Genomic DNA, 11,875 nt, shown 5'->3' with positions numbered 1-11,875 from the left:
GGCTGCGAAGCGCGATGCATCCGCCTGCGCTGCGTCGCGCGACCCTCTGCAGATCTACGGATCTGCGATCGGATCACGCTTCTTGCTCAGGCGGCGATTCCCGCTTCTCGCTCGAATCCTCCCTGTGCAGAGATTCCCTAGGGAACCCCTGCACAGGGAGGCTGCGGACTTCCGGGTTAGATCCAGAGATCCAGGGGAGCTTGTGCGATCACCGCGCGCAGAATATCGCTCCGAGTCAGAATCCCGACCAGTTCCCCCCCGGTCTCGACAATCGGCATAGCGGAGATCCCTTCCTCGAACAGCACGCGAGCGACGTCCCGAATCGAGGTTTCCGGGGCAGCGGTCAAGACCTCGCGTGTCATCACTCGGGCCACGGGTGCAGTCAGGGGAAAAAGACCGGTTGAGCGGAGCAGGTCGCGATCCGACACGATGCCGACGAGTTTCCCTCCGACTTCGGCCGACGCCGATAGCACGGGAACGTGGTGAATGCGGTGCTCTTCCATCGAGCGCGCGGCCAGGCTGATCGGGGTATCGGCCGTCAGACTGAAGACCGGCGCGGTCATGATCATCGACGCGCGAGTCGCGCGCTCGCGCTGGCGTGGCGGACTGTTCAGATCGACTCCCGGAGACCGGTGAAATCCCCGCGGGCTGGCGGGGGAGCCCTGGTCCTCGTGGGAATCACTCTCCTTGTCCTTGCGCGAACGGAGAGCCTGTACTCGGGCCGTCGGCTCCACTCGGCGGTTGCGGATCGCGCCGGGAACGTACGGCGTCTGCATCCCATTGGGATCGTAGATCGTAAACACGGCTTAGGACCCAAGCTCGCGGGAAACCACCCTTGCCTCCAGTATCCGGAGTCTCGAGATTTCGAATGGCTCTACGTGGCTGGCCACGGGCATTCCTTCCCTTGATTTCCTGTTTCGGCATAGACCGATAGCCGACTTGACCCCATCCGGCAGGCAGCAGACGGACTCGTCGAGATCCGCAGATGCTGGCTCAATCAGTGAGACACGACGGCACATTCGTCGCTCCCCATCGGAGCGCTGCGGCGGTCGGAGCTGGCACCCAACATGCAGTTCGTTTCCGCATCCCCTTCCACACGATCGACGGGGAGAAGAGGAGCCGAATGCCTGTCGTACCATCCCTCAGTGCTGCAATGACCCCGTTCCCCTATTCCATCGAGATCGATGAACGGGTCAGCAGTGCCCGCGCGATGATGACGGAACACGATATGCGTCACCTCCCGGTGACGGACGAAGGAAAGCTGGTCGGCGTGATCACCGATCGAGACATCGGACTGGCGGTGGGACCGAGCCCGATTCCCGAGGCGGAAGACCTGGCCATTCGCGCGCTCTCGGTTCTGGACGCCTACTCGATTGATATCGCGACACCGCTCCGGGACGTTTTGCTCGACATGGCGGACCGGCACATCGGGTCGGCGCTCGTGACAAAACGGGGAAAGCTGGCCGGGATCTTCACCGCGACGGACGCCTGCCGCTGTTTCGGCGAGTATCTCAACGCCCAGTCACCCCGGAACAACGACGCCGCGTGAGCGCAGTCTCGCTTTCAGCAGCTCGCCACAGTTTCCCCGTTGGCCTGCTATGCTGCCGCTTCAACCCTAGCAGCGTTCTGGAACCTCGAACCCGAACGCTGGGACGTCGCGATGCTTGGCGCTCTCGTCGCCGGTCTCAACCTGACATGCCTGGTACTTCTGCTTGCCGGATGGCAGGCGATTCGCAGTGGTCTACGCGATCGGCACCGCCGGTTGATGTTGTCCAATCTCGGAGTCGCGGCGTTGTTTCTGGTGTTGTACGTGAGTCAGGTTCTGCTCGTCGGCCACAAGCGTTTCCCTGGTGATGACTGGGTCCGGACGGCTTTCCTTTTGCTTCTCGGCAGCCACACACTGGCGGCCAGCGCGCTACTGCCTCTGGTTCCCATGAGCGTCTACAGGGCTCTCAGGCGGCGCTTTACGGCCCATCGTCGGATCGCGCGAGTTACAATGGGGGTCTGGATCTACGTGTCCGTCACGGGCGTATTGGTTTACTGGCTGGTCAACCATGTGCGACCAGGTGCCTGACTACGGCGCATCAGGAACACTCGAAACAGTCGCACTCGACACAATCCACAGACGGAGAAGGAAGCCTTCCCATGAGTGAGAGTGAAAGTTATTCCGACCGACTCACGATGCTCGACAACTCATTCCTCGTCTACGAAAACGAAGATGCTGGGATGCATATCGCCTCCACCCAGGTCTTCGACGCCGGCCCGTTGCGCGGATCCAGCGGCGCCATCGATATTGATCGCATCAGCGAGTACGTAAACTCGCGCCTTGATCGCATTCCACGCTATCGCCAGCGCCTGCAACGCACACCGATCGAGCGACATCCCGTGTGGATCGACGATGCCGACTTCAACATCAGCTACCACGTACGTCATAGCGCCCTGCCCCAACCCGGCAGTGAGCGACAACTCAAGCGTCTGGTGGGCCGCATCTTCTCGCAGCGCCTGGATCGCGACAAACCGCTCTGGGAGTTGTGGGTGGTGGAAGGGATCGAAGGCGATCGGGTCGCGCTGATCTCGAAGGTGCATCACTGCATGGTGGACGGGGTATCCGGCGCCGAACTCATCTCGGAACTGCTTACACCCGAACCGGTCGAAAAAGTCGACATACCTCGATCCTGGAGTCCTCGCCCCGCGCCCAGCAAACTGCAACTCGGAATGGGAGAGGTCTCGCGGGTCATCGGCGCGCCACGCACTCTCCTCGAAGAGGGCCTGAAATTGCTTCGCAACGAAGGCGACACGCGCCACGATCTCGCCGAACGCGCGCGGGCTCTCGCGCGACTGGCCTCCGAAGGCTCCCATATGGCGACACCCGTCCCCTTCAACCAGCCGATTGGACCGCACCGGCGCATCGACTGGCTGCCGATGTCGATCGACCGCATCCGAGCCGTGCGCCGCAAGCTGGGCGGTAGCCTCAACGATGTGGTACTGGCCACGGCGGCTGGCGGGCTGGCCCGCTATCTCGAGAACTCGCGCGGTGTCGACCTCGCTTCACTCGACTTCCGCGTAATGACGCCGGTGAGTGTTCGAGCCCCTGATCAGGATGGCACTCTAGGCAATCGCGTCTCGGCCTGGATGGTACCGCTGCCGCTCGCCGAACCGGATCCACGCGCGCGACTGAAAGCAATCCAGGAAACCACCCAAGAACTGAAGGATAGCCGCCAGGCGCTCGGCGCCTACGCACTCACACAGGCCACCGAATGGACCGGGTCTGCACTACTCTCATTAGGCGCCCGCCTGATGACTCTGGGCACGCCCTTCAATATGGTCATCACCAATGTTCCGGGACCCCAGATGCCCCTGTACCTGCTCGAGTCGCGCATGCAGGCCGCGCATCCGCTCGTGCCTTTGCTCGGCCAGCTCGGGCTCGGGATTGCCCTGTTCAGCTACGCGGGAACGCTCTCGTGGGGCTTCTCTGCGGATTGGAACATCGTTCCCGACCTGCACGAGTTGGTTCTGGCCACCGAACAAGCGTTCGAGGAACTCGAAAACCTCAGCTGAGCCTCGCTCCTGGCGACTCCCCTCCTGGCTACTCCCGGCGAGCAGCCCGGGCGAGTTCGTCGCGGAAGTCCGGGTGAGCGATTTCGACCAGAGCCTCACGGCGCTGGGATGTCGTGAGTCCGGCCAGTTCGGCGGCGCCGTACTCCGTGATGATGACGTCGACCTGGTGTCGCGGCGTCGTCACGCAGGTTCCGGCGGGAAAGCGCGAAACGATGCGCGAGATGTTCCCCGCGTGTCCGGCCGTCGAAGGCAGGCAGATGAGCGATCGCCCCCCTTCAGAAAAAGCGGCTCCGGTCACGAAGTCCTCATGACCGCCGATGCCGGAGTGCTCTTTGCCATCGATCTCGTCGGCGACGACCTGTCCGAAGAGATCAACCGACAGGGCGCCGTTGATCGAGATCAGTTTGCGGTTGCGCGCAATCAGCGCGGGGGTGTTGACGGCGTCGACCGGCAGGAATCGCACCAGGTCGCGTCCTTCGCCATCGAGCCAATCGTAGAGTTCGCGGTTTCCCAGGGCGAAGGTGGTGACCGAGTACCCCTCGTGCACGCCCTTGCGCAGATTGCTGACCTTTCCCGCTCGGTGGAGTTTCATCAGACCCGTCGTGAACATCTCCGAGTGAATGCCGTAGTCGCCGCCCGCTCGAGTGGACACGATTTCCGCGACCGCGTTGGGAACACCGCCGATTCCGGTCTGTAGCGTGGCGCCTTCGCACACATACTCGGCAGCACACTTCGCAATCGCCTGCTCGACGTCGCTGGGCGGGATTTCGGGCAGCGAAACGACGTCGCGATCGCTGCGGATCAGATAGTCGATCTGGTCAACGTGCAGAGCATGAGGATGCTCGGGGAGCAGGCCGAGCGTGAAAGGCAGCTTTGCGTTGGCCTCCACGATCAGAACCCTGTCCGGATCCCGCCCACAGCGCTGAAGTTCCTCTACAGTGGCACCCGCGTGCAGGGAGAGGCTGCACCACCCCCCGGCATCGGGCGGCGTTGCGGCCGTGACCATGACCCGGGGCTTCATCACCTGGGCGAGCCGTGTAAAACGCCGAAAATCGGCAGGGACGAAGCAAACCGCGTGGCCGGCATCGCGCAATACTCGCTCGGCGGGTCCGTAGAAACCCGAATGCAGGGTTACACCGGGCCGGGTAAAAAGCGGAAAGAGATCGATCAGAAGAGCGCCGAAGACCGACAGGTCCTCGAACCGCTCGCGTTCCCCGAGAGCCTGGAGGAAATCAGGGGGTTGGCCCGGACCGAGCGGAATCGCCAGAGTGTCCACACCGCGAACCTGGTCGGCCGCATCTGTCGCCCGTACTTCTTTCACCGATTCCCTCCTCGCACCGGGCCCGGCCCGACCCGCCTTGTTGGTATGTGAACTCTGAGCGAATCCCGATCAGAGCCCGACGCGACCGCAATCGTATCCGAGATTTCCAGCTTTTCCCGTGTTTGCCAGAAAACCCGTTTGGCGGCCTCTCTGTGACTTCTCGTCACTTTCAGGCTTTGACACGCGAGGGGATTCGCCGCACTCTGGATCGATCACCGCCGGTTTTTCCTGCAGCGAGTGCAGTATTGCGAGCGCATAAGACGCTCTCCGTATGTGAACTGTCTTGCCCCGGGGAAAATCGGCGTGGTATGCAAACTGCATAATTCCGCGCAGAAAAGGAGAGTTCAATGGCAGATTTTCTCTCGGCGTACTCGATCCAGCGCTGGCTCGAGTCCTGCCCACAAGGCTACCTGGAAAAGACCGAGTTCGGGCACGAAAAAGGCGAGCATGAGCCCGATATCCTGCTCGACAACGAAACTTTGCTCCATCAGACCATCGACACCACGGTGCAACTCGTGGTCGGCGAACGCTGCGCTCTGGCCGCCTCCGCAGGCCTGGTTCGCTGCGCCCCCGACTACCCGAGCAAGACCTTCCTCGCCACGCAGACGCTCGATGAGGCGCGTCACGTGGAGATCTTCACGCAGCGACTCTTCGATCTGGGCGTCAAGAAGTCGGAACTCGAGAGCACGCTGGAGCACTTTGCGAGTCCCGATCTGGTGAAGTTCGCCGAGGTGCTGCTGGAGAAGGTCGACAAGGGCGACTTCGTCGCGGGAGTCGTCGGGCAGAACATCGTACTCGAAGGCATGGCCTTCAGCGTCTTCGAGATGCTCCACGCCATGACAGCACCGATGAATCCGAAGTTTGCCCACACCTTGTCGGGCACGATTGCGGACGAGCGGCGTCACGTCGGCTTTGGCGAAAACCGCATCGGCGCTCTGCTCCAGGAACAGCCCGAGAAGAAGCCCGAAATCGAGAAGATGCAGAAGGACATGACCTACCACATGCTCGCCACCTTCTCGAAGCAGTTCAAGGCCGGTGCGGCCGCTTCGGAAGAAGGCCGCCGGTTGTCCCAGGAAGCCCGCGACGCAGGCGAGATCCCGGCGGAATCCACCGAGTGGCATGGCGCGAATCTCGACGGGATGGAGCCTGAGGAAATGGAAGGCCTGCTGGCCGACACCGTCCTCAAAGAGTTCAAGGTCCGCCTGGGCCGCATTGGCATGGAATACCAGAGCCCGGTGAGTCCGGCCTAATAGTCCGACTCACCTGGGGCCGGTCCTTCGCGGGCCCCGAATGAGCAAGTCAGGGTTTCGATTCTGTCGAGCGGCGAGCAGAGATGCGGACCGCTCGGCGGGGTCCCCTGGGCCTCCAGGCGGGTGCAGTCGAAGCACTGCCCACCCGGATCACTGCATATGGAGAAGCTCCGCCCGGTGGTGCAAGAGAGCGCCAGCGTTGTAGGATCTGTCGTGGCCCGTACAAGGCCAGGGAGATCCAGATGACCGAGACGGCCTCGCCCCCGACCGAACCCGATCCGGCTACGCTCTTCGAGCGCTTTCGCGTACTGCGTCGAGACTCACCGGTGTCCAAGGAAGAGGATGGCGCTTGGCAAGTCGCACGATACTCGGATGTGCGTCAAGTACTGAAGCAGGACGATGTCTTCTCGTCGGATGTCGTTCCTCCCGAAGTGCGTAGGGACGATCAACCCCCGAGCATGCTGTTCAGCGACGGCGAGGTTCACATGGGACTTCGCAAGCTGCTCGGCAAGGCATTCTTTCCGCGTCAGATCCAGCTACAACGCGAGGCAATTGCCAAGCGTTGTGACGGTCTAGTAACGCGCATGATCGAGAACCGCGAGCCGTGTCTGATTCGCGAACTCGCTGCACCCTTGCCGGTCGCAGTCATCGCTCAGATGCTCGGCGTCGAAGACGGGAACCTGGCCGAGTTCAAGCGCTGGTCGGACGTGATCTTCAGCAACATCGGCGAACTCCTGACGGGGGGCAGAAGTCCCGCCGCAGAAGCTGCGGCCGCGGAAATGGATAGCTACTTCCTGAAGCAGATCGCAGAGCTGCGGCGCCGTCCCCAGCCGCACTTCTTGAGTGAACTGGTGGAGAGACGCACCGAGGACGGCCCGCTCTCCGATGCCGAACTGCTCAGCTTCTGTCGCCTTCTGCTGATCGCTGGGAACGAAACGACGACCGGCCTGATCGTCAGTTCCGTACGGGTGTTCCACGAGATGCCAGAGGTATTCGCACGACTGAAGCGAGAGCCACAGCTGATTCCAATGTTTGTCGAGGAGACGCTGCGCTACTACTCGCCGTTCCAGCTCACGGTTCGTCGCACGGTTCGCGACGTGGAGCTTGCGGGGACGAAGATTCCTGCGGGGGAACTGGTTCTGCCATTGATCGCGTCGGCAAACCGCGACGATTCCGCTTTCGAACAGGCGGAGATCTTCCGGATCGACCGCGACCCGAACCCGCACCTGGCGTTCGGACTCGGGGTGCACAGCTGCCCGGGATCGGCGCTGGCCCGCCTCGAAGGTCAGATTGCCGTTTCGACGCTGGTCAACCGACTCGACTCGATCTCGATGTCGATCGGCGATACCGGCCAGCTAAACGGCTTCGGGGCTCCGCCGACTCTACCCGTCGAGGTGCGCGCAGCGGCGTGATCATCGGCCGCACGACACCGCCGTCGAGTGCTGGGCCCCGTAAGGCGCGCGAACACTCTGATCGACGAAACAGGAGCAGCGAATGAGCCGCGCAACCAGCAACCCGGACAACCCATCCACGAAGGGACACGTCATCCACTGGGCGCGCGCCTACGACCGCCTGGTCCAACTGGTTTCGCTGGGCCGGGAAGACCGCTTTCGCTCCGAGATCATCGAGACTGCAGGACTGGAACCGGGTCAGCGGATCCTGGACGTGGGGTGTGGCACGGGAACCCTGGCGTTGGCGGCGGCCAAGGTGGTCGGCACGGAAGGCCGGGTACAGGGCATCGATCCGTCACCCGAGATGATCGCCCGCGCACAGGCCAAGGCGGAAGACTCTGGCTGTTCCGCGAAGTTCCAGGTCGGAGCGATCGAGGCACTGGCGTTCGCCGATGCCAGCTTCGATGTAGTGCTCAGCAGTTTGATGTTCCACCACCTGCCCGATGATCTGAAAAGCGCCGGACTGGCTGAGATCCACCGGGTGCTCGCACCAGGCGGTCGGTTGGTCATCATCGACTTCGCCGGACCCGGACCTCTTTTCCACCGACTCGCCGGCTTGTTCGGACATCAGAAATCGAGTGGAGGCAGCTACGTCGATCAAGTGGTGGCAGAGACGAAGGCAGCCGGATTTCGCGAGGTCGCAACGTCGCGTCTGCGACAGAAACTCCTGTTCTCCTTGATTGCTCAAACGGCTTGATTTGAGTTCGCGATCCTGGGTCGCGGGCCCCGTTCTTCTGACCGGATTGCTGTACCGAAGACCACGAGCACGCACACCGGCCCGATCTACATCACCGACATCCGCATTCCTCGAGCGAGGAACTCGCGGCCCTGTCCGAGACTTCGCCTCCAAGTGAGCCACCGTCAACAAGCGACCCTGACTGAACAGGCGCCCGTACAACCATCGCGTCCCGGTTCTTCGATCTGAATCGTCGAGTGGAAGATGTCGAAGTGCTGGCGCAGTTCGGCGCGCACCCGCTCCAGTGCTGGAGCGACCTCGACTCCCGATTTCATCACGACGTGAGTCGAGAGCGACACATCGGCACTACCGACGCTCCACACGTGCAGATCGTGAACCTCGGCGACGGAAGGAAGTCCGCGGAGGACCCGCAGGACTTCTTTCACATCGATGCCTTCCGGAGCCGACTCCATGAGAATACTGAGAGCCGCGCGAACCAGACGAAATGAGGCGTGCAGAACGAGAGCAGCAATCAAGAGTGAAGCAATCGGGTCCGCCCAGATCCAGCCGAACGCCCAGATCACGGTACCGGCGACGATCGCACCAAAGCTGCCGAGCGCATCGCTCAAAACGTGAAGCCAGGCGGCCCGAAGATTCAGATTCGACTTTGATCCGCCGGAAAGAATCACCAGACCCGTCACGTTGACGCAGAGCGCTCCGGCCGCGAAGCCGACCATGCCGAGTCCGTTGATGCTCTCACTCCCATTCCATCGGCCCACGGCTTCAAATGCGACGAATACGGCAATCGCAATCAACGCCAAGCCATTCGCAAGAGCAGCGAGAATCTCGGCGCGCGCATGACCGAACGTAGATTTCAAACTCGCAGGTCGCGCGGCAATCCAGATCGCGAAAAGACTGAGCAAGAGCGCCCCCACATCCGACAACAGGTGACCGGCGTCCGCGAGAAGTGCGAGCGAACCCGTCCAGAGTCCACCGGCGACCTCGGTTCCCGAATACAACAAGGCCAGGCCCGCGACGAGCCCGAGTCAGATCCGCTGCCCGGTCCGCACCTCTCCGGGCGAAACCCTGGGGCCGTGTGAGTGTCCTGCGTGGTCGTGCATTCCGAACTCCTCATGTCTGGTGGTCTGACTCCGTTCAATGATCCGAGTAAATACTCGGGTTCTCAACTCGGATCCGGGCCAGCGGGCAGCGCCGACAGCTCGCGGCCTAAATGGCTGCAAACACTCGGGCATTCCTGAATCCGAGAATCCTCGCAGCCAAGCGAACAAAGTCCTTGCTCACCTTTGGCCGTGGTGCGCAAAATGGGCTTGAGCCTCACCGCAGGCTCGGGAGCCGCTGCGATTCACGCAAAGAGACTCCCAGCGTTTCCCAATGTTCTCGATTCAGCTCCCCGAGCACCAAACCCATTCTTCGAACCACAACTAGCGGCTTGATTCGCGGTGGCGTGGCCGGGTTCTAGACCTGCCGCTTCGGCGAGGGGGAGTTCCCAGTTCTGTCTTCGCTTTTTCGCCTGCTCGCAATTGCGTACTGGCTGTCGGCCCGAGGGTTGGTCTTCGGCCTCGTGATCTGCGGGGCGACCACGCTCCAGGCTCAGCAGATCAGCCAGACCGCAATTGCTCAGATCGAAGCGCTGGCGGCTGAGAAGGCCGCGCGAAATCAGGCACAGCGGAAGATCAGTTCCCGCCTGTTATTCGAGGAGCGGATGCGCCGGGGCGCGGACATCGCCTCTGGACTCTCCACTCTGAGAAGGTCGGTCGAAGTCGACGTCGCTGGAGCCACACTGGTCGACATCCGAGCCACAGTTTCCCAGGGGTTGCTCGCCGCCATCCGCGGGCTGGGCGGCGAGATCATCAATAGCTTCCCGCAATACAAAGCGATTCGAGCGCGAATTCCCCTCGAAAAACTGGAAACGATCGCGGCTTTGCCCGACATCCATTTCATTCGACCGGCGGACCGAGCCATCACGCGAAAGGTCAATAGCAGCGAGGGAGATATTACCCACGGCGCTGATCTTGCCCGTAGTCAGTTGGGGATCGATGGTTCTGGTGTCTCGATTGGCGTGTTGTCCGACGGCGTCGATGAACGCATCTCGCTGGCCGCTAGTGGCGACATCCCGGCGAAGTGCCCCGGAGGACCACCGTGTGTGACCTACCTGGCCGGACGCAGGGGTTCGGGCTCCGAAGGAACGGCGATGCTCGAGATCGTCCACGATCTGGCGCCAGGAGCCGACCTCATGTTTGCCACCGGGATCTCCGGACAGGCGAATTTTGCGCAGAATATTCTCGATCTCGCTTCCGCAGGATGTGACGTCATCGTCGACGACATCTTCTATTTTTCGGAACCCGTCTTTCAAGATGGAGTCATTGCTCAGGCGATCAACGACGTCGTCGACGCCGGAGTCATCTACTTCTCCGCGGCCGGTAACGCGGGAAACCTGAATGACGGCACAGCGGGAGTCTGGGAAGGCGACTTTTCTCCAACTGCAGCTCCCGTGGCCGTCGGGGGAACGGCTCATGATTTCGGCGGCGGTACCAACTACAACACGATCACATCCGATCCTCCGTTCGGAATCACTCTTCACTGGTCAGACGCCGCGGGGGCTTCGGCCAACGACTATGATCTCTACCTGCTGGATTCGACCCGCACTACGGTTTTTGACGCGTCGACATCTATCCAGAACGGGAACGATGACCCGTACGAATACATCGACTCGGGTCCTTACAACGACCTCGGAAACACTCTGGTCGTCGTTCGAAATTCGGGAGCCACCCGCTTCATTCATTTGAATACCCTGCGCGGTGAACTGAGTATCGCCACTGACGGCCAGACGGCGGGACACTCCGCCGCGGAAAAAGCTGTGGGTGTCGCGGCCGTCGATGTTGGGATGACCGGATGCCCGACCTGCGCGCGCTTTGCAGGTGGCGTGGGCAACCCGATCGAGAGCTTCAGTTCGGACGGCCCGCGACGGATCTTCTACGAGGAGAACGGAACCCCCGTCACGCCGGGCAACTTCCTGGACGGCGGCGGGCAGTTGCTTCAGAAACCGGACCTGGCGGCGGCCGACGGGGTAGCAACGGCCAGCTCAGGCTTCAATCCGTTCTTTGGAACGTCCGCCGCTGCACCTCACGCAGCAGCCATCGCAGGATTGTTGATCGATCAGGACGAGGCGCTGCGCGGAGACCCTGCTGCAATTCTCGCAACGCTCAGCGCCCAGGCACTGGACATCGAGGCTGTCGGCCTCGACCGCGATTCGGGAGCAGGCGTGATTTTCTTCCCGATCTGCGGCGACGGAACACTCGATCCGCCAGAGCAATGCGATGACGGCAACACCAGCGCCGGCGACTGTTGCTCACCCACCTGTGAATTCGAACCGGATACCACCGAATGTCGCGCGTCCGCCGATGTCTGTGACGTCGCTGAACTCTGCACGGGATCCGCCGCGACCTGCCCCGTCGATGCTTTCGCAGCCGATACCACCGAATGTCGCGCGTCCGCCGATGTCTGTGACGTCGCTGAACTCTGCACGGGATCCGCCGCGACCTGCCCCGTCGATGCTTTCGCAGCCGATACCACCGAATGTCGCGCGTCCGCCGATGTC

General features: G+C 62.0%; 10 protein-coding genes. 7 read left to right on the top strand and 3 right to left on the bottom strand.

Annotated features, from left to right (window positions below):
* Nucleotides 1-176: 176 nt before the first annotated feature.
* Nucleotides 177-803, bottom strand: coding sequence for a CBS domain-containing protein (locus GY725_20235; GenBank protein MCP4006513.1), 627 nt, complete (start codon nucleotides 801-803; stop codon nucleotides 177-179).
* A gap of 320 nt (nucleotides 804-1,123) precedes the next feature.
* On the opposite strand from GY725_20235, the gene GY725_20230 reads away from it, so the two are divergent.
* The 3 genes from GY725_20230 (at nucleotide 1,124) to GY725_20220 (ending at nucleotide 3,558) form a co-directional block, all read left to right on the top strand.
* The gene (locus GY725_20230; protein MCP4006512.1) at nucleotides 1,124-1,549 is read left to right on the top strand and encodes a CBS domain-containing protein; all 426 of its coding nucleotides are present in this window, start codon (nucleotides 1,124-1,126) and stop codon (nucleotides 1,547-1,549) included.
* 111 nt (nucleotides 1,550-1,660) lie between these two features.
* Nucleotides 1,661-2,074 carry a DUF420 domain-containing protein gene (locus tag GY725_20225; protein MCP4006511.1) on the top strand — a complete coding sequence of 138 codons (414 nt, stop codon included), beginning with the start codon at nucleotides 1,661-1,663 and terminating at the stop codon, nucleotides 2,072-2,074.
* 71 nt (nucleotides 2,075-2,145) lie between these two features.
* Entirely contained in the window at nucleotides 2,146-3,558 is a 1,413-nt protein-coding gene (locus GY725_20220; protein ID MCP4006510.1) for a wax ester/triacylglycerol synthase family O-acyltransferase, read from the top strand.
* A 28-nt stretch (nucleotides 3,559-3,586) separates the two neighbouring features.
* Here GY725_20220 and GY725_20215 read toward each other — a convergent pair whose 3' ends face one another.
* The gene (locus tag GY725_20215) at nucleotides 3,587-4,879 is read right to left on the bottom strand and encodes a 4-hydroxybutyrate CoA-transferase (protein ID MCP4006509.1); all 1,293 of its coding nucleotides are present in this window, start codon (nucleotides 4,877-4,879) and stop codon (nucleotides 3,587-3,589) included.
* Nucleotides 4,880-5,226: 347 nt separating this feature from the next.
* On the opposite strand from GY725_20215, the gene GY725_20210 reads away from it, so the two are divergent.
* The 3 genes from GY725_20210 (at nucleotide 5,227) to GY725_20200 (ending at nucleotide 8,277) form a co-directional block, all read left to right on the top strand.
* Nucleotides 5,227-6,129, top strand: a complete 903-nt coding sequence (locus tag GY725_20210; protein MCP4006508.1) for a long-chain fatty aldehyde decarbonylase — start codon at nucleotides 5,227-5,229, stop codon at nucleotides 6,127-6,129.
* Between the two features lie 242 nt (nucleotides 6,130-6,371).
* Nucleotides 6,372-7,541, top strand: coding sequence for a cytochrome P450 (locus GY725_20205; GenBank protein ID MCP4006507.1), 1,170 nt, complete (start codon nucleotides 6,372-6,374; stop codon nucleotides 7,539-7,541).
* An 82-nt stretch (nucleotides 7,542-7,623) separates the two neighbouring features.
* The gene (locus tag GY725_20200; protein ID MCP4006506.1) at nucleotides 7,624-8,277 is read left to right on the top strand and encodes a methyltransferase domain-containing protein; all 654 of its coding nucleotides are present in this window, start codon (nucleotides 7,624-7,626) and stop codon (nucleotides 8,275-8,277) included.
* A 164-nt stretch (nucleotides 8,278-8,441) separates the two neighbouring features.
* Here GY725_20200 and GY725_20195 read toward each other — a convergent pair whose 3' ends face one another.
* A complete protein-coding gene (locus GY725_20195) occupies nucleotides 8,442-9,278 on the bottom strand; it encodes a cation transporter (protein ID MCP4006505.1) in 837 nt (278 codons plus the stop codon).
* A 545-nt stretch (nucleotides 9,279-9,823) separates the two neighbouring features.
* On the opposite strand from GY725_20195, the gene GY725_20190 reads away from it, so the two are divergent.
* Nucleotides 9,824-11,875: S8 family serine peptidase (locus GY725_20190; GenBank protein MCP4006504.1), on the top strand; the 2,052-nt coding region annotated here is incomplete at its 3' end.

The organism is bacterium (assembly GCA_024226335.1).
In the GTDB taxonomy this organism is placed as follows: domain Bacteria; phylum Myxococcota_A; class UBA9160; order SZUA-336; family SZUA-336; genus JAAELY01.
Note: the sequence above shows the minus strand (reverse complement) of the source record. Positions and strands in the feature narration are given on the sequence as shown.